Below are 18,052 nucleotides of genomic sequence, written 5' to 3' on the forward strand. Positions count from 1 at the left end.
CCATAGTTTATACACAGGAAAAGAGGAGAAAAAATGCTTACACTGGAAAAATTTGAAGAAGCCTCAGAGGTAGTGAAGAAGGTAGCGATTGAGACCAAGCTGTTATACAGCCCGTATTTCAGCGAAAAGACCGGGAACAAGGTATACCTGAAGCCGGAAAATATGCAGGTGACAGGCGCTTATAAGATCCGCGGCGCTTATTACAAGATCAGCACCCTGACCGAGGAGGAGCGGGCCAAGGGACTGATTACCGCATCCGCAGGAAACCATGCCCAGGGCGTGGCTTACGCAGCTAAGGCCTATGGGGCAAAGGCGGTCATCGTCATGCCGACCACCACGCCGCTGATGAAGGTGGAGCGCACCAAGAGCTATGGCGCTGAGGTGGTTCTCTACGGAGACGTCTATGACGAAGCGTGTGAGCATGCTTATAAGCTGGCAGAGGAGCATGGTTATACCTTTATCCATCCCTTTGACGATCTGGCAGTAGCCACCGGACAGGGTACCATTGCCATGGAGATCGTAAAGGAGCTTCCGCTGGTAGACTACATTCTGGTTCCCATCGGAGGAGGCGGACTTTCCACAGGCGTTTCTACTCTGGCAAAGCTTCTGAACCCGAATATCAAGGTCATCGGCGTGGAACCTGCGGGAGCCAACTGTATGCAGGTTTCTGTGAAGAATAAAAAAGTAACCACACTTCCGACGGTCAGTACCATTGCCGACGGTACTGCGGTAAAGACCCCGGGAAGCAAGATTTTCCCCTATATCCAGAAGAATCTGGACGACATTATCACCGTAACCGACGACGAGCTGATCGGCGCTTTCCTGGATGTGGTAGAGAACCATAAGATGGTAGTGGAGAACTCCGGCCTTCTGACCGTAGCGGCGCTGAACCACCTGAATGTAAAGGGCAAGAAGATTGTCTCCATCTTAAGCGGCGGCAACATGGATATCATCACCATGTCCTCCATGGTACAGTTCGGCCTGATTCAGAGAGACCGTATCTTTACCGTATCCACGATTCTTCCGGACAAGCCCGGCGAGATGGTGAAGATCTCCCAGGTAATCGCGGACGAGCGCGGCAATATTGTCAAACTGGATCACAACCAGTTCATCGGCACCAACCGGAGCGAGGGCGTGGAGCTTCGGATTACCATCGAAGCCTTCGGCACCGAGCACAAGAACCGCATTGTCAAGAAGCTGGACGACGCAGGCTTCCATCCGCGTCTTGTAAAAATCAATCTGTAAAAAGCAGAGGTAATTATGGGATTACTGGAACTTTTTATCCTTGCGGTAGGTCTGTCCATGGACGCTTTTGCCGTATCGGTCTGTAAGGGCTTAAGCGTCCCCCGGGCAGGAGCCGGGGAATGCTGTATCGCAGGCGTCTGGTTCGGCGGCTTCCAGGCCCTGATGCCGCTTCTGGGGTATCTGCTGGGCAGCCGGTTTAAGAATTACATCACCAGCGTCGATCACTGGATTGCCTTTGTACTGCTTCTCATCATCGGCGTCAATATGATCCGGGAAGCCCTGGGAAAAGAAGAGGACGGGGAGGTCTGTCCGAAGGAAGAAAATCCGTTCGCGTTCAAAACTATGCTGATGCTGGCAGTAGCCACAAGCATCGACGCCCTGGCCGTGGGAATTACCCTGGCTTTTTTAAATGTGGCGCTGATTCCTTCCGTCACCTTCATCGGGATCACCACCTTCGTGATATCCGCAGCGGGAATCCGGATCGGCAATCTCTTCGGCATGAAGTATAAGGCGAAGGCGGAGCTGGCTGGCGGCGTAATACTCATCGGTATCGGCCTGAAGATTCTGCTGGAGCACCTGGGACTGCTGGGATGACAGAAAATATCGCAAAAATAATTTTGTCAAGAAAAAATACTTGACAACCCTGTCCGGATTGTGTATGATAAGTCAGGCAGGTGAGAAGTATGGATAAAATTCTGGAGCAGACGCTGCTGTATGATTTTTACGGAGAACTGCTGACGGATCATCAGAAGCAGATTTACGAGGACGTGGTGCTGAACGATTATTCCTTCAGCGAAGTGGCGGAAGAAAAGGGTATCAGCCGCCAGGGCGTGCATGATCTGATTAAGCGGTGCAACAAGATTCTGCAGGAATACGAGTCGAAGCTTCACCTGGTTGAGAAGTTTGTGACCATCAAAGAGCAGATCGAAGAGATGGAAAAGTCCTTAAGGGAGACCGAAGAACCGGACAAGGAAGCACTTGTACGGCAGTTAAACGGGATATTGGAGAATTTATAGATGGCATTTGAAAGTTTATCTGATAAATTACAGAATGTATTTAAGAACCTGCGGGGCAAGGGACGTCTTTCCGAAGCAGATGTAAAAGCATCCTTAAAGGAAGTGAAGATGGCTCTTCTGGAAGCGGACGTAAGCTTTAAGGTAGTAAAGCAGTTTATCAAGTCTGTGGAGGAGCGTGCCATCGGTGCGGACGTGATGAACAGCCTGACGCCGGGACAGCAGGTAGTAAAGATTGTCCATGAGGAGCTGATTTCCCTGATGGGAAGCGAGACCACAGAGCTGAAGCTGAAGGGCGCAGGCGATGTGACCGTCCTCATGATGATGGGTCTGCAGGGTGCAGGTAAGACCACCACGGCAGCCAAGCTGGCTGGAAAGCTGAAGGCCAAGGGAAGAAGAGTTCTTCTGGTAGCCTGTGACGTCTACCGTCCGGCAGCGATTAAGCAGCTGCAGGTCAACGGAGAGAAGCAGGGCGTGGAAGTGTTCACCATGGGCGAGAACCAGAAGCCGGTGAATATCGCGAAGGGCGCTTATGAGTACGCCCGGAAGAACGGCTTCAGTGTTGTAATTCTCGATACGGCAGGCCGCCTGCACGTAGACGAGGATATGATGGAGGAGCTGCAGGAGATTAAGGAAAATCTCCATGTGGATCAGGCTCTTCTGACCGTAGACGCCATGACCGGACAGGACGCAGTCAATGTGGCCACCGTGTTCAACGATAAGATTGGCATCGACGGCGTGATTTTAACGAAGCTGGATGGCGATACCAGAGGCGGAGCGGCCCTGTCTGTCAAGGCAGTGACCGGAAAGCCGATTTTATATATAGGTATGGGCGAGAAGCTGTCGGATCTGGAGCAGTTTTATCCGGATCGTATGGCGTCCCGTATCCTCGGAATGGGCGATGTGCTGACCCTGATTGAGAAGGCGCAGGAGACCGTGGACGAGGAAAAAGCCAAGGCCATGACGCAGAAGTTGAAGAAAGCGCAGTTTGGCTTTGACGATTATCTGGAGAGCATGAACCAGATGAAGAAAATGGGAGGTCTTTCCAGTGTGCTGGCTATGATGCCGGGTCTGGGAAGCCAGATGAAGGACATTGAAAATGCCATCGATGAGAAGAAGATGGCGCGCACCGAGGCGATTATCCTTTCAATGACGCCGAAGGAGCGGTCCAATCCCGAGATTTTGAACCCCTCAAGAAAGCACCGTATCGCCAGAGGCGCCGGTGTGGACATTGCGGAGGTCAACCGCCTGGTGAAGCAGTTCGAGCAGATGCGCAAGATGATGAAGCAGATGCCCGGCATGATGGGAATGGGCGGCAAACGTGGTAAAAAGGGACGTATGCGTTTTCCTTTTTAAATAAATAAAAATACTATATTAACAGCAGAAAATGCGGAGGTGAAACAAATGGCAGTAAAGATTAGATTAAGAAGAATGGGTCAGAAGAAAGCTCCTTTCTATAGAATTATCGTAGCAGATTCCAGATCCCCGAGAGACGGTCGTTTTATCGAGGAGATCGGAACTTACGATCCGAGCACAGATCCGAGTACTTTCAAGGTAGACGTTGAGGCAGCTAAGAAGTGGCTTGCAAACGGCGCTCAGCCGACTGAGATGGTAGGCAAGATCCTGAAGGCAGCAGGCGTAGAGAAATAATCGAGGTATCGAATGAAAGAATTAGTAGAAGTGATTGCAAAATCACTGGTGGAGCATCCGGATGAGGTTGTCGTTACGGAGACAGAGAATGAGAAAACCATTCTGGTCGAGCTCCGCGTAGCGCCCTCGGATATGGGAAAGGTAATCGGCAAACAGGGCCGCATTGCCAAGGCCATTCGCAGCGTTGTCAAAGCAGCGTCATCTAAGGAAGAGAAAAAAGTAGTTGTGGAGATTCTTCAGTAGAATTCCGCACAGACGGCGGGTGGAAACACCCGCTGTTGTTATATAAAGGGAGGAAACACAATGGAACAGTATCTGCGTGTAGGCGTCATCGCATCCACACACGGCCTGAAGGGCGAGGTAAAGGTATTCCCCACCACCGATGATCCGGAGCGTTTCCGGAAGCTGAAAAAGATATATCTGGATACGGGAAAAGAGTACAAAGAGCTTCAGGTTGCCGGCGTAAAGTTTTTTAAGAATCAGGTGATTTTGAAATTCAAGGAATTCCAGGATATCAACGAGGTAGAAAAATACAGAGGAAAAGATCTCTTGATTGATAGAGAGCAGGCAGTCCCGCTTGCGGAAAATGAAAACTTCATTGTAGATTTGATTGATATGGACGTATATGATGAGGAGGAGAAGCGTCTGGGCACGCTGACGGATGTGCTGCAGACCGGTGCCAACGATGTCTATGTGGTGGAGACCGAAGAAGGAAAGGAAATCCTGCTTCCGGCCATTCCATCCTGCATCCTTACGGTGGATGTGGAGAACGCAAGGATGGTTGTGCGGATTCCGGAGGGCCTTCTGTGATGAACCAGTATCACGTACTGACCTTATTTCCGGAAATGATTGAAAATGGCCTGAAAACCAGTATTACAGGCCGGGCCATTGAGCAGGGCGTCATTGGTCTGAATGCGGTAAACATTCGCGACTTTGCAGACAATAAGCACAATAAAGTGGACGATTACCCCTACGGCGGCGGCGCGGGCATGGTCATGCAGGCGGAGCCGGTGTACCGGGCCTGGGCTTCGGTGACGGAGAAAATCGGGAAAAAGGCCCGGACCATCTATGTGACGCCCCAGGGAACCACCTTCCATCAGGGCATGGCGGAGGAGCTGGCAAAGGAGGAGCATGTGATTTTCCTTTGCGGCCATTACGAGGGGATCGACGAGCGGGTGCTGACGGAGGTCGTGACGGATTACGTGTCCATCGGGGATTACGTGCTGACCGGAGGGGAATTCCCAGCCATGGTTATGATTGACGCCATTTCCCGGCTGGTGCCGGGGGTGCTGAATAATGAAGTGTCCGCGGAGTTTGAAAGCTTCCAGGACGGACTTTTGGAATATCCCCAGTACAGCCGTCCGGAGGTATGGCACGATAAAGAGGTGCCGCCGGTACTGCTGTCCGGTAATCATACGAATATCGAAGGCTGGCGGCAGGAGCTGTCCATCTTACGGACCCGGGAACGGCGGCCGGATCTGTATGAAGCATATCAGAAGGAGCAGGCGTTGTCGCAGCCGGATAAAAAGAAGCGCTTCCGGGGAGTCCTGTTTGATCTGGATAACTGCCTTGCGCGGCAGGAGAGCTATGTGAAGGAAATCCTGGATCTGGCAGGGGAGAAGGAAATGAAGACAGGCGTATTCAGTTCCCTGGAGGAACAGGAAGCGACCGGCCTTCTGTCGAAGCTGGGAATAGAGGAACAGGTGGATTTTTGGATCTGCGGGGAAAACTTGGAGACCTTCCGGAAGGCCCTGAAGAAAGGCCGCCTGAAGCCGTCGGAAACCCTTGTATTTGCGGGAAGCCCGGAGATGGTGGAAGCAGCTCGGAGCCTGAAGCTCCGTACGGTGTACCTTCCGGACAGAGAGGCAGGGGCAAAGGAACCGGGAACAGATTATTACCGCAAAATCGGCGATCTGGCTGAAGGCATGGCGATTTTGCGCGCTCTGTCATAACAAAAGAGAAAAGGGAAGAGACATTGGAAGGAAATTTGACGAAGGGTCCTATTTTGAAGACATTGACGAAGCTTGCGATTCCCATCATGGCTTCGTCTTTTCTTGGGACGTTATATAACATTACGGATATGGCCTGGATTGGCCGTCTGGGTTCGAAAGCAGTGGCTGGCGTCGGCGTGGGCGGCATGTATATCTGGCTGTCCCAGGGGCTGGCCTCCATGGCTCGCATGGGCGGTCAGGTACAGGTGGCTCAGTGTATCGGACGGGGAGACCGGGAGGCGGCCCGGGGCTATGCCCAGACAGCGGTGCAGCTGGCGACGGTTCTGGGACTGGCTTTTTCGGCGATCTGTGTAATTTTTCTGCATCCGCTGGTGGATTTTTTTAAACTGACGGATCCGGAGGCGCTGGAGGCGGCTTTCTCTTATATGCTGGTAGCCTGCGGCCTGCTGGTATTTTCGTTTCTGACGCTGACCCTGACCGGCCTCTATACGGCCCAGGGTGATTCGAAGACCCCATTTGTAGCGAACCTCATCGGTCTGATGACGAACATGATCCTTGATCCGGTGCTGATTCTGGGCCCGGGTCCGTTCCCGAAGCTGGGAGCGGTGGGAGCGGCCATTGCCACGGTAACCGCGCAGTTTATCGTCATGGGAATCATGATCCTGGGCGTGGTGCTGCGGCAGAACGGAAATGTATTGAAGGGCATGCGGCTGTTCGCAAAGCCCCAGGTGGAATATGTGAATGGCATCTGTAAAATCGGAATTCCCACGGCCCTGCAGGGTATGGCCTACTGTGCCATTTCCATGGTGCTGACCCGGATGGTATCGGCCTTCGGTTCAGCTGCCGTGGCAGTGCAGCGGGTAGGCGGCCAGATCGAATCCGTCTCCTGGAACACAGCGGACGGCTTCGGAGCGGCTCTGAATGCCTTCATTGGGCAGAATTACGGCGCAGGCAAAATGGATCGGGTGAGAAAAGGCTACCGGGCTTCCCTCTGGACGGTGGGAGTCTGGGGCGTCCTGATTACCCTGATCTTTGTGCTGCTGCCGGAGCCTATCGCGAAAATCTTTTTCTATGAGCCGGAAGCCATCGCCATTGCGGTGGGCTATCTGATTATCATCGGCTTCTGCGAGGGCTTCATGTGCGAAGAGCTGATGACGGTGGGCGCTTTATCAGGTCTGGGACGAACCCGCCTGTGCAGCGTCATCAGCATCACCTTCACCAGCGCCCGGATTCCGCTGGCCATTCTTCTGGGCGGACGCATGGGTCTGACCGGCATTTGGTGGGCGTTCTCATCCACATCCATCGCAAAGGGGATTGTTTTTGTGCTGACTTTCTTCTATATTACCCGGGAGACGAAAAGTTCTGCGGTTTGGTGAAAAAGCTCTTGTATTAGGAACAAAATGTTTCTATAAAATAAAAAAAGATTAAGTGATTGTAAACAACATACAACAGAAAAAAAGGGTCAATGTTATGAATGAATTAAATGGAGTAATTCACGACGCCAGAAAGCTGGGCATACCCAAAATGCTGATTCTGGGCTTCAGCAGCGGCGTGACTTTTACAGTAGGCGGCACACCGATTACTCTGACCGCGCTGGCTATCGCAGGTATCTTGCTGAACATGATTTTGCCGGGAAATGATTACGAATTCGGCGTGAATGGGTCCGGTGATGAGAACCGGGGTATTCACGCGTAAGAATTAAGAAATTTATGCGAAATAAGCCTTGCATTTTAGGAAGGCCTATGATAAAATTAACCACGTTGTGATAAAAAGCAGATGGTCCGCTGCTGCAGCAGTGGGAAAAGGGCATCTTTCGTAGGAAAGAGAAGCGAAGCAGATACGCGCCGGCCTCCGGTGCGGTTTCGGGTCCTTCGTACTGGCGGTAAGAACATCCAGAAAACAAGGAGGAGACAACGAAATGAACGAGATTATTAAGAACATTGAAGCTGAGCAGCTGAAGGCTGAAGCACCGGAGTTCAAGGTAGGAGATACCGTAAAGGTTTACGGTAAGATCAAAGAGGGAAACCGTGAGCGTATTCAGGTATTCGAGGGTATCGTACTGAAGAAGCAGGGCGGCGGAGTTCGCGCTACCTTTACTGTAAGAAAGAATTCCAACGGTGTTGGTGTTGAGAAGACATGGCCGCTGCATTCCCCGAACGTAGAGAAGGTTGAGGTTGTTCGTCATGGTAAAGTAAGACGTGCAAAGCTGAACTACTTAAGAGGACGTGTAGGAAAGCGCGCAAAGGTAAAAGAGCTTGTAAAATAATCACGAAGGTTGTTAAGGATAAGGGGAGAATGTATATTCTCCCTTTTTCTTTCATGTAGCCCATCGCTATGTGAAAGGCCATCCGGCAGAATCCCATGAAAAAGATGCGGGAGGTATAACGATGCGAAGAAGAGGACTGAATTTCCGGCGGAGAAAAAAGAAGCTGAATCTGACGGCTCTGCAGGGCGCGGCTTTCTGGATAGGCGAGGTGTTTCTTGCCTTTGTGGTGGGCTGTATGGTGGTCTGGTTTTTCGGCTATTCCTTAAGTAACGTGGGAGAGTCCATGGAACCGACCCTGAAAAGCGGAGACAAGGTGCTGATCAACCGGCTGGTCTATGAGGTGAAGTCGCCGGATTACGGAGATTTGATTGTATTTAAGCCAAAGGGCAATCAGAACGCCCATTATCATATCAAGCGGGTGGTGGGAAAGCCCGGAGACACGGTTACGGTGAAAAGCGGCCGCGTCTTTGTAAACGGAGAATTGCTGAATGAAACGGTACAGACAGAGAGTATGCAGGATGCAGGCCTGGCAGAGGACGGCGTGAAGCTGGGTACCGACGAGTATTTTGTGCTGGGCGATAACCGGAACAACAGCGAGGACAGCCGGAGCGCCAATATCGGCAATGTGAAGAAGGAAGAAATACTGGGCAAGGCCTGGTTTACAGTGACGCCCGGAGAGCGCTTCGGACGTCTGAAATAAATAACGGAGAATGAATATGAATATACAGTGGTATCCCGGCCATATGACCAAGGCCCGGAGAATGATGCAGGAAAATATCAAGCTGGTGGATCTGGTGATTGAGCTGGTGGACGCGCGGGTGCCCTTAAGCAGCCGGAATCCGGACATCGATGATCTGGGACGTAATAAGGCGAGACTGCTGCTGCTGAACAAGTCGGATCTGGCAGACGAGGCAGCCAACGAGGCATGGAGCGCTTATTTCAGGGCAAAGGGCTTTCAGGTCGTAAAGCTGAATTCCCGCAGCGGCGCGGGCTTTAAAAGCGTAAATGCAGCTGTACAGGAAGCCTGCAAGGAAAAAATCGAGCGTGACCGGCGAAGAGGAATTCTGAACCGGCCGGTCCGGGCCATGGTGGCAGGTATCCCCAACGTGGGAAAATCCACCTTTATCAATAGCTTTGCGGGCAAGGCCTGCACCAAGACCGGCAATAAGCCCGGCGTCACCAAGGGAGCCCAGTGGGTGCGTCTGAATAAGCAGGTAGAGCTTCTGGATACGCCGGGAATCCTCTGGCCCAAGTTTGAGGACCAGGAGGTGGGCATCAAGCTTGCCATGATTGGATCGATTAAAGAAGAGATCCTGAATATCGAGGAGCTGTCCATGGAACTTCTGAAGCTTCTGAAGGCCCGCTACAGTGGTACGCTGGTGGAACGCTACGGGGCAGACGAAGCGCTGGGGGAAGTGGAACTTCTGGGCGAAATCGCGAAACGGCGGGGCTGCCTGCAGAAGGGCGGCGAACCGGATCTGACCAAGGCGGCAGTGATTCTTTTGGAGGATTTCCGGAGTGGAAAGCTGGGACGTATTACCCTGGAGCTGCCGGAATAAGCAGGAGGACAGACGAATGGCAAAGAAAGACAGACAGGAAGAAATCGAAGAAGAGAAGCCGAATGTAATGCGGGAGCTCCTGGGAATGCTGGTCTATGTGGGCGTTGTTCTGGTGATCACCTTCCTGATTATTACCTTTGTGGGACAGCGGACTCATGTGAGCGGCGAGTCCATGGAGAATACTCTGGACGACGGGGATCAGCTCATTGTGGATAAGCTTACATACCGGTTCCATGACCCGGAGCGTTTTGATATCATCGTATTTCCGTTCCGATATAAGGATAATACCTACTATATCAAGCGGATCATCGGACTGCCCGGTGAGACAGTTCAGATCACAGATGGAGAGATCTATATCAATGGGGAGCTGTTGAAGGAATCCTACGGGCGTGAAGTGATGCAGGACGCAGGACTGGCGGCAGAACCCATTACCCTGGGTGAGGATGAGTATTTTGTGCTGGGTGATAATCGGAATTACAGCTCGGACAGCCGTGACCCAAGCGTGGCGCTGATTCACCGGAAGGAGATCATCGGCCGGGCATGGCTGCGGATCTGGCCGCTGAATTCTTTTGGGATTCTGAAGCATCAATAGGAGTGGGAACATGACAAAGACAGAACAGCTGCGCCTGGAGCGTGAACAGCGGAAGCTGGAAAAATTACAGAAGGAGCGTGAGCGTCTGGAAGCTATGCGCTCCTTTGAGCACCAGTATGAGGGCTATGGAGCTGTCTGCGGTATCGACGAGGTGGGAAGAGGCCCGCTGGCCGGTCCGGTGGTGGCCGGAGCGGTGATTCTGCCGACGGACTGTGAGATTCTGTATCTCAACGATTCCAAGAAGCTTTCCGAGAAAAAGAGGGAGCTTCTATACGATGAGATTATGGAAAAGGCCGTGGCTACGGGAATCGGCGTTATCAGCCCGGCCCGCATTGACGAGATCAATATTTTACAGGCCACCTATGAGGCCATGCGGATGGCGATTGGAAATCTGGAGATACAGCCGTCGGTGCTGCTGAACGACGCGGTGACCATTCCGCTGGTGGAACTTCCCCAGGTGCCAATTATCAAGGGCGACGCAAAAAGTGTGTCCATTGCGGCAGCCAGTATCATTGCCAAGGTGACGCGTGACCGGATGATGGCAGAATATGAAGAAATATATCCGGGCTATGGCTTTGCCTCCAATAAAGGTTACGGTTCGGCCCAGCATATCGCGGCCTTGAAGGAGCTGGGGCTGACGCCGATTCACCGCAGAACATTTATCAAAAATTTTACGTAAATAATTTAGAGGGCGTGAAAAGGATAGTGAAAACAAGTGTCAAGCTTGCTTGTAAGCTTGTTTTTGCTATTCTTTTCACATCGGATGAATATCCGATGCTTCTTGAATTGTTTACAATTCAAGAAGATTACGCTGAAAAAAATTAGGAGGGCTTCTATGCAGAACCGCCGTCAAATCGGCACAGAAGAGGAAGCTTTGGCCGCTGAATTCCTGGAATGCAGGGGCTATCGGATAGTGGAACGGAATTTTCGCTGCCGTCTGGGTGAGATCGATCTGATTGCCCGGGACGGCAGCGTCCTTGTATTTATTGAGGTAAAATACCGGAAGACCGGGGCGTACGGGGATCCGGCGGAGGCAGTGGATTATCGTAAGCAGCAGAAGATCTGCAAGACGGCAGATTATTACCGGATGCTGCGGCGGATTCCGGACAATCAGAGCTGCCGCTTTGATGTGGTGGCGATTCAGGGACGCGAGATCCGGGTGATTCGGGACGCGTTTCCGTATTGCTTTTATTAAACAAAGGAGGAAAGTTCCATGGAACAGAACTGGAAAAAAGTAAAAGGCAGAGTAACCACAAGGCTTGTGGAGCATGCAGGGGTGCCTTTCTTAAGCTTCCCGTTGCTGGAAGAAATCGGAATCGTCACCCAGGGCTTTTCCACCCGGCTGGGCGGTGTGAGCGAGGGAGACTATAGCAGTATGAATGTGAGTTTCACCAGAGGAGACCGGGAAGAGGCGGTGCGGGAAAATTACCGGAGGCTGGGGGAAGCCGTAGGCTTTGATTGCGAAAGCCTGGTCTGCTCCGATCAGACCCATACCACGAACGTACGGGTGATGACGGAAGAGGACCGGGGAAAGGGCTTTGCCAGACCAAAGGATTATCGGGATGTGGACGGCATGATTACCAATGTGCAGGGACTGACGCTGGCCACCTTTTACGCGGACTGTGTCCCGCTGTATTTTGTGGATCCGGTAAAGCGAGCCATCGGTCTGTCCCATTCCGGCTGGCGGGGAACCGTAGGGAAGATAGGAAAGAAAACTGTGGAGCGGATGGAAGAAACCTACGGAAGCAATCCGGCGGATATCCGGGCGGTCATCGGCCCTTCCATCTGCCAGGACTGCTATGAGGTCAGCGTCGATGTGATAGATGAATTCCGGCAGGCCTTTTCCGAAGAATCCTGGCCGGAGCTGTTTTACGAAAAAGCAGACGGCAAATACCAGTTAAACCTCTGGAAAGCCAATGAACGGATTTTTGCGGAGGCAGGTATCCGAAAAGAGCATATGGCAGTTACGGATCTCTGTACCTGTTGTAATCCCACCCTGCTGTTCAGCCACCGGGCGAGCCACGGAAGGCGGGGCAATCTGGGCGCGTTCCTGATGCTACGCTAAAAAACGCCGTTCCATCTTTCGATGGAGCGGCATTTTTACTACAGATTCAGTTTTCCGTCCTTCCGCTTTTCCAAAAGCTTCCGGATCTTCTCCGTCGGGTTGTTGATCTTTCCGATGGGAGTGTCGTGGTTCAGGGTATCAATGATAGTAGCCAGGAACTTGGTCATGTCCGCCTCTGTGTAGTAGGGCTTCGCGAGAAGCTCCGGAGAGCGGTAGTTCAGGTTGGTGGTTACGATCCGCTTGATATAACCCTTTTCATAATATTCGTCAAATTTCTCAAAGCCGTCGGTAAAGAGACCGAAGGTACAGCAGACATAGACATTGCGGGCTCCCCGCTCCTTCATCTGCTTGGCTACGTCCAGCATACTTCCGCCGGAGGAAATCATATCATCGATGATGATAACGTCCTTGCCGGTGAGAGAGTCGCCCAGGAACTCGTGGGCCACAATGGGGTTCTTGCCATTGATGATGGTAGAGTAATCTCTTCTCTTATAGAACATACCCAGGTCAATGCCCAGTACGTTGGAGAAGTATACCGCACGCTCCATAGCGCCCTCATCGGGAGCAATGATCATCAGGTGATCGTTGTCCACCTGCAGATCCGGCTCGGTGCGGAGCAGCGCCTTCATAAACTGGTAGGGCGGCTGGAAGTTATCGAAACCGTTCAGCGGTGTCGCGTTCTGGACGCGGGGATCGTGAGCGTCGAAGGTGATGATATTGGTGACGCCCATGTTCTGAAGCTCCTGCAGGGCGATAGCGCAGTCCAGGGACTCCCGGTTGGTACGGCGGTGCTGGCGGCCCTCATAAAGGAAGGGAATGACCACATTGATGCGGTGAGCCTTACCGGTAGCGGCGGAAATGATACGCTTCAGATCCTGATAATGGTCGTCCGGGGACATATGATTCTCATGGCCGCAGACATGATAGGTAAGACTGTAGTTGCATACATCTACAATAATGAACAGATCGCTTCCGCGGACAGATTCACCCAGTCTTCCCTTGGCTTCACCGGTTCCGAAGCGGGGGCAGGAGCAGTCTACCAGGTAAGAATCCTGTGCGTATTCCTGGAAATAAACATTATCTCTGTGCTGCATATTTGCTGTCTTGCGGAAATCTACAAGATAGCGGTCTACTTTCTCCGCAAAAAAAAGGCTGCTTTCCAAAGCGGCAATTTTCAACGGCGCAATAGGTAAAATATTATCGAACTGATTTGTTTCTGACATGATGTTCCTCCGAATAATAGATCGTTACTTAATTTATATTTATACCATTTTCCGATACAGATCGTCAAGACAGATTGCTTTTTATTTTCAAATAATGTATGATGATGAAGAAGAAAAAGGAGTTTTTATGAAAAAAAAGAGAGAACATATAATAAAAACCATAGAACCGGGCAGCATTGCCGAAGAGCTGGAGCTGGAACCGGGAGACGTACTGGTATCGGTAAATGGACAGCCGGTGGGGGACGTCTTTGATTATCATTATCTGATCAACGAAGAATATCTGGAGCTTCTGGTTCGGAAAGCAAGCGGGGAAGAATGGGAGCTGGAGATTGAGAAGGAATACGAGGATGATCTGGGTATTGAATTTGAAAATGGCATGATGGACGATTACCGTTCCTGCAGCAATAAATGCATTTTCTGTTTTATCGATCAGCTTCCGAAGGGGATGCGGGATACTCTGTATTTCAAGGACGACGATTCCAGACTGTCCTTTTTGCAGGGTAATTATGTGACGCTGACCAATATGAGCGACGCGGACGTGGAGCGTATCATTACCTACCGTATGGAGCCTATCAATATTTCCTTCCAGACCATGAATCCCAAGCTTCGCTGTGAGATGCTGCATAACCGCTTTGCGGGGGACGCCCTGAAAAAAGTAGAGCGTTTTTATGAGGCGGGTATCACCATGAATGGACAGATTGTACTCTGCAAGGGCGTCAATGACGGAAAGGAGCTGGAATACAGTATCGAGAAGCTGACCGGCTATCTGCCTTATCTGCAGAGTGTGTCGGTGGTTCCGGTGGGACTGACCCGGTACCGGGACGGCCTGTATCCGCTGACGCCCTTTACGAAAGAGGACGCGAAGGAGGTCCTGAAGCTGATTCACAGCTGGCAGGAGCGTCTGTATCGGGAATATGGCAATCATTTTATCCACGCGGGGGACGAGTGGTATCTGCTGGCGGAGGAGGAGCTTCCCGAGGAGGACAGCTACGACGGTTATCTGCAGCTGGAAAATGGCGTCGGTATGGTGCGGTTACTGAAGGAAGAGGTACAGGAAGAACTGGCGGCACTTCCGGGAGATGAGCGGGAGCGTCATGTGACCATCGCCACCGGAGAACTGGCGGCGCCGATTCTGGCGGAGCTTGGAGCCAGAATTCGGGAAAAATACCCCAGACTGGATCTGCAGGTAAAGGCTGTGAAAAATGATTTCTTCGGAGGGAAAATCACAGTGGCGGGTCTTCTGACCGGACAGGATCTGAAAAACCAGCTTTCAGACGTGAAGCTGGGTGAGGAACTCCTGCTGACCGAGCACATGATGAAAAGCGGCGAGCAGGTATTCTTAGACGATGTGACCGTAGAAGAATTGTCCGGGGCTTTACAAGTGCCCATAACTATTGTAAAATCAGACGGAAAATCTTTTCTGAATGCCGTGCTCGGCAGAAATGAAATTCAGATACAGGAAGATCAGACAGAAGAATAGGAGAATTTTTAGAATGAGTAAACCAATCGTAGCGATTGTGGGTCGTCCCAACGTTGGAAAATCAACGCTTTTTAACGCACTGGCGGGAGAAAATATTTCCATTGTAAAGGACACGCCCGGAGTAACCAGAGACCGTATTTACGCGGATGTAACCTGGCTGGATCACGCCTTTACCCTGATTGATACCGGCGGAATCGAACCGGACAGCAGCGACATTATCCTGTCCCAGATGCGGGAGCAGGCACAGATTGCCATTGATACCGCGGACGTGATTATTTTCCTGGCAGATGTGCGTCAGGGACTGGTGGACGCGGATTCCAAGGTGGCAGATATGCTGCGTCGTTCCAGAAAGCCGGTCGTCCTGGCCATCAACAAGGTGGACAGCTTCCAGAAATTCATGGCGGATACCTATGAATTTTATAACCTGGGTATCGGGGATCCGGTGCCGATTTCCGCAGCCTCCCGTCTGGGTATCGGCGATCTGCTGGATGAAGTGGTAAAGCATTTCCCGGAGCAGACCGGAGAAATTGAGGAGGACGACCGTCCCCGGATCGCCATCGTCGGAAAGCCGAATGTGGGAAAATCTTCCATTATCAATAAGCTGATCGGAGAAAACCGTGTCATTGTGTCCAATATTGCAGGCACCACCCGCGACGCCATCGATACGGAGGTGCGCCGCAACGGGAAGGACTATATCTTTATTGATACCGCGGGACTCCGCCGTAAGAACAAGATCAAGGAGGAGTTGGAGCGCTACAGTATCATCCGTACGGTGACAGCCGTGGAGCGGGCCGATGTGGTCATCCTGGTGATTGACGCCAAGGAGGGCGTGACGGAGCAGGATGCGAAGATTGCCGGTATCGCTCATGAGCGCGGTAAAGGTATTATCATTGCGGTTAATAAATGGGACGCCATTGAGAAAAACGATAAGACCGTATACGAATACACCAATAAAATCCGCAATATTTTAGCATACATGCCTTACGCGGAGATTACGTTTATCTCCGCGGTAACCGGACAGCGTCTGCCGAAGCTCTTTGAACTGATTGATATGGTCATTCAGAATCAGAACCTTCGGGTGGCAACCGGCGTGCTGAACGAGATCATGACGGAGGCCGTTGCCCTTCAGCAGCCGCCTTCAGACAAAGGCAAGCGCCTGAAGCTTTTCTATATTACACAGGTTGCGGTGAAGCCACCCACCTTTGTCATCTTTGTAAACGACAAGGAGCTGATGCATTTCTCTTATACCAGATATCTGGAAAATAAGATCCGGGATGCCTTCGGCTTCAAGGGAACCGCGCTCCGGTTCCTGATTCGGGAAAGAAAGGGTGAGCAGCAGTGATACGTCTGGCATGTGTGGCCATCGGCTATGTGTTCGGTCTGTTTCAGACCGGTTATATCTATGGAGAATTAAAAGGTACGGATATCCGCCAGCATGGAAGCGGTAACGCGGGAGCTACCAACGCGCTCCGGACGCTTGGCTGGAAGGCAGGTCTGATTACCCTGCTGGGAGACTGCTTTAAGTGTGTCTTCGCGGTGCTTTTGGTACGCGCCCTGTTTGCGGGCCGTTATCCGGATGAACATATGGGCGTGCTTCTGGGAATGTACGCAGCCCTGGGTGTGATTCTGGGGCATAACTTTCCTTTTTATCTGAAGTTTAAGGGTGGAAAGGGTATTGCGGCTACTGCAGGCCTGTACCTGTCCCTGGATCCGGTGATGACCCTGGTGGCCGTTGTATTATTTGGAGGCGCCGTAGGCGCGACCCGTTACGTATCCCTGGGTTCCATTCTGGTCAGTATCTGGCTGCCGGTGGGAACGATTCTGTTTGGGCAGCAGGGAAAGTGGGGGCTGTCACAGGGACACCTCTATGAGCTTTACGCCATCACCATTTTCCTGTGTCTGATGGCTATCTTCCGTCACCGGAAAAATATCGGAAGACTGATGAAGGGAACCGAGAGCAAGCTCGGCCAGAAAGCGGAATAAGGAGAGAAGTATGGCAAAGACAGGTGTAATTGGAGCAGGAAGCTGGGGAACGGCTCTTGCGTTGGTGCTCCACAACAACGGACACGAGGTCACCCTCTGGTCCCATTCCAGAGCCTCCGTGGAGAGCCTTTTAAAGAACCGGGAGCTGGTGGGAAAACTTCCGGGAGTTAAGATTCCGGAAACGATCCGGATTACCAACGATCTGGAGGAAGCGATAACCGGTATGGATATGCTGGTGCTGGCGGTTCCGTCTGCCTGCATCCGCGCTACGGCAGGGAAAATGGCTCCCTATGTGGCAAAGGGACAGCTGATTGTCTGTGTTTCCAAGGGCATCGAGGAGAGCACCCTGAAGATTATGACAGAGGTTATAGAAGATGAAATCCCTGACTGCAGGGCGGCGGTTCTTTCAGGCCCCAGCCATGCGGAAGAGGTGAGCCGGGGACTGCCTACCACGGTGGTGGCAGGCGCCCATGACCGGGAGACGGCAGAGTGCATTCAGAATCTTTTTATGAACCAGGTATTTCGTGTCTATACCAGCCCGGATATGCTGGGAATTGAGCTGGGCGGCGCGCTGAAAAATGTGATTGCGCTGGCAGCAGGTATCGCGGACGGCCTGGGTTATGGTGATAATACCAAAGCGGCCCTGATTACCCGCGGTATCGCGGAGATGAGCCGCATAGGCACCGCCATGGGCGGACGGCAGGAAACCTTCAACGGACTGTCCGGCATCGGCGATCTGATCGTCACCTGCGCCTCGGTACACAGCCGGAACCGGAAGGCCGGTTACCTGATGGGCCAGGGACGAACCATGCAGGAAGCCATGGACGAGGTAAAGATGGTAGTGGAGGGCGTTTATTCGGCAAAGGCTGCGGTGGCGCTTGCCCGGAAATACCACATCGAAATTCCGATTATCGAGCAGGTCAACAAGGTACTATTTGAGGACAAGTCCCCGAAGGAGGCCGTGTCTGAGCTAATGCTCCGGGATAAAAAAATTGAAAATTCACAGCTCCCCTGGGAGTAAAGG

At 52.0% G+C, this 18,052-nt stretch carries 20 protein-coding genes and 2 pseudogenes; 21 read left to right on the forward strand and 1 reads right to left on the reverse strand.

The annotated features are described in order from the left end of the window. The first annotated feature begins 33 nt into the window (after nucleotides 1-33). The 17 genes and pseudogenes from ilvA to pgeF all read left to right on the forward strand — a co-directional run bounded on the left by ilvA (nucleotide 34) and on the right by pgeF (nucleotide 12,342). Nucleotides 34-1,245, forward strand: coding sequence for a threonine ammonia-lyase (gene ilvA / locus ACTNCH_RS05635; protein WP_441016475.1), 1,212 nt, complete (start codon nucleotides 34-36; stop codon nucleotides 1,243-1,245). Nucleotides 1,246-1,260: 15 nt separating this feature from the next. Continuing rightward, complete coding sequence (locus ACTNCH_RS05640; RefSeq protein WP_441016478.1) at nucleotides 1,261-1,839, forward strand: manganese efflux pump MntP; 579 nt, start codon at nucleotides 1,261-1,263, stop codon at nucleotides 1,837-1,839. Nucleotides 1,840-1,928: 89 nt separating this feature from the next. Then, on the forward strand, nucleotides 1,929-2,261 hold the full coding sequence (ylxM, locus tag ACTNCH_RS05645; protein WP_158362252.1) for a YlxM family DNA-binding protein: 333 nt from the start codon (nucleotides 1,929-1,931) through the stop codon (nucleotides 2,259-2,261). After that, on the forward strand, nucleotides 2,262-3,614 hold the full coding sequence (gene ffh, locus ACTNCH_RS05650; protein WP_441016481.1) for a signal recognition particle protein: 1,353 nt from the start codon (nucleotides 2,262-2,264) through the stop codon (nucleotides 3,612-3,614). Nucleotides 3,615-3,662: 48 nt separating this feature from the next. After that, nucleotides 3,663-3,908, forward strand: a complete 246-nt coding sequence (rpsP, locus tag ACTNCH_RS05655) for a 30S ribosomal protein S16 (RefSeq protein WP_158362256.1) — start codon at nucleotides 3,663-3,665, stop codon at nucleotides 3,906-3,908. Between the two features lie 12 nt (nucleotides 3,909-3,920). Beyond that, nucleotides 3,921-4,151 carry a KH domain-containing protein gene (locus tag ACTNCH_RS05660; protein ID WP_158362258.1) on the forward strand — a complete coding sequence of 77 codons (231 nt, stop codon included), beginning with the start codon at nucleotides 3,921-3,923 and terminating at the stop codon, nucleotides 4,149-4,151. Between the two features lie 60 nt (nucleotides 4,152-4,211). Further along, on the forward strand, nucleotides 4,212-4,718 hold the full coding sequence (gene rimM / locus ACTNCH_RS05665) for a ribosome maturation factor RimM (protein WP_158362260.1): 507 nt from the start codon (nucleotides 4,212-4,214) through the stop codon (nucleotides 4,716-4,718). Then, nucleotides 4,718-5,419, forward strand: a pseudogene (trmD, locus tag ACTNCH_RS05670) (tRNA (guanosine(37)-N1)-methyltransferase TrmD); the annotation flags it as partial. The gene rimM and the pseudogene trmD, both read left to right, overlap by 1 nt. A gap of 464 nt (nucleotides 5,420-5,883) precedes the next feature. Continuing rightward, nucleotides 5,884-7,236 carry an MATE family efflux transporter gene (locus tag ACTNCH_RS05675; RefSeq protein ID WP_441016486.1) on the forward strand — a complete coding sequence of 451 codons (1,353 nt, stop codon included), beginning with the start codon at nucleotides 5,884-5,886 and terminating at the stop codon, nucleotides 7,234-7,236. Nucleotides 7,237-7,393: 157 nt separating this feature from the next. Next, nucleotides 7,394-7,555, forward strand: a pseudogene (locus ACTNCH_RS05680) (uracil-xanthine permease family protein); the annotation flags it as partial. Between the two features lie 223 nt (nucleotides 7,556-7,778). Then, on the forward strand, nucleotides 7,779-8,126 hold the full coding sequence (gene rplS, locus ACTNCH_RS05685; RefSeq protein WP_441016489.1) for a 50S ribosomal protein L19: 348 nt from the start codon (nucleotides 7,779-7,781) through the stop codon (nucleotides 8,124-8,126). A gap of 121 nt (nucleotides 8,127-8,247) precedes the next feature. Further along, a complete protein-coding gene (lepB, locus tag ACTNCH_RS05690) occupies nucleotides 8,248-8,826 on the forward strand; it encodes a signal peptidase I (protein WP_441016492.1) in 579 nt (192 codons plus the stop codon). Nucleotides 8,827-8,842: 16 nt separating this feature from the next. Next, complete coding sequence (ylqF, locus tag ACTNCH_RS05695; RefSeq protein ID WP_441016495.1) at nucleotides 8,843-9,685, forward strand: ribosome biogenesis GTPase YlqF; 843 nt, start codon at nucleotides 8,843-8,845, stop codon at nucleotides 9,683-9,685. A gap of 16 nt (nucleotides 9,686-9,701) precedes the next feature. Further along, nucleotides 9,702-10,277 carry a signal peptidase I gene (gene lepB / locus ACTNCH_RS05700; RefSeq protein ID WP_441016498.1) on the forward strand — a complete coding sequence of 192 codons (576 nt, stop codon included), beginning with the start codon at nucleotides 9,702-9,704 and terminating at the stop codon, nucleotides 10,275-10,277. Nucleotides 10,278-10,287: 10 nt separating this feature from the next. Then, complete coding sequence (locus ACTNCH_RS05705; RefSeq protein ID WP_441016501.1) at nucleotides 10,288-10,956, forward strand: ribonuclease HII; 669 nt, start codon at nucleotides 10,288-10,290, stop codon at nucleotides 10,954-10,956. Nucleotides 10,957-11,112: 156 nt separating this feature from the next. Next, a complete protein-coding gene (locus tag ACTNCH_RS05710) occupies nucleotides 11,113-11,472 on the forward strand; it encodes a YraN family protein (RefSeq protein ID WP_441016504.1) in 360 nt (119 codons plus the stop codon). Nucleotides 11,473-11,490: 18 nt separating this feature from the next. Further along, the gene (gene pgeF, locus ACTNCH_RS05715; protein ID WP_441016507.1) at nucleotides 11,491-12,342 is read left to right on the forward strand and encodes a peptidoglycan editing factor PgeF; all 852 of its coding nucleotides are present in this window, start codon (nucleotides 11,491-11,493) and stop codon (nucleotides 12,340-12,342) included. Nucleotides 12,343-12,380: 38 nt separating this feature from the next. Here the strand turns inward: pgeF and ACTNCH_RS05720 are convergent, their stop codons facing one another. Continuing rightward, the gene (locus tag ACTNCH_RS05720) at nucleotides 12,381-13,565 is read right to left on the reverse strand and encodes a ribose-phosphate pyrophosphokinase (RefSeq protein ID WP_441016510.1); all 1,185 of its coding nucleotides are present in this window, start codon (nucleotides 13,563-13,565) and stop codon (nucleotides 12,381-12,383) included. Nucleotides 13,566-13,692: 127 nt separating this feature from the next. Between ACTNCH_RS05720 and ACTNCH_RS05725 the strand changes: the two genes are divergently transcribed. The 4 genes from ACTNCH_RS05725 to ACTNCH_RS05740 are packed head-to-tail and all read left to right on the forward strand — an operon-like array spanning nucleotide 13,693 to nucleotide 18,049. Then, nucleotides 13,693-15,045, forward strand: a complete 1,353-nt coding sequence (locus ACTNCH_RS05725; protein ID WP_441016513.1) for a DUF512 domain-containing protein — start codon at nucleotides 13,693-13,695, stop codon at nucleotides 15,043-15,045. 13 nt (nucleotides 15,046-15,058) lie between these two features. Beyond that, complete coding sequence (gene der, locus ACTNCH_RS05730; protein WP_441016516.1) at nucleotides 15,059-16,387, forward strand: ribosome biogenesis GTPase Der; 1,329 nt, start codon at nucleotides 15,059-15,061, stop codon at nucleotides 16,385-16,387. Continuing rightward, a complete protein-coding gene (plsY, locus tag ACTNCH_RS05735) occupies nucleotides 16,384-17,028 on the forward strand; it encodes a glycerol-3-phosphate 1-O-acyltransferase PlsY (RefSeq protein WP_441016519.1) in 645 nt (214 codons plus the stop codon). The genes der and plsY overlap by 4 nt, the downstream gene beginning before the upstream one ends. Before the next feature lie 10 nt (nucleotides 17,029-17,038). Further along, nucleotides 17,039-18,049 carry an NAD(P)H-dependent glycerol-3-phosphate dehydrogenase gene (locus ACTNCH_RS05740; protein ID WP_441016522.1) on the forward strand — a complete coding sequence of 337 codons (1,011 nt, stop codon included), beginning with the start codon at nucleotides 17,039-17,041 and terminating at the stop codon, nucleotides 18,047-18,049. The last annotated feature ends 3 nt before the right edge of the window (nucleotides 18,050-18,052 follow it).

This window comes from Candidatus Merdisoma sp. HCP28S3_D10 (assembly GCF_052065835.1).
Lineage (GTDB): Bacteria > Bacillota > Clostridia > Lachnospirales > Lachnospiraceae > Laedolimicola.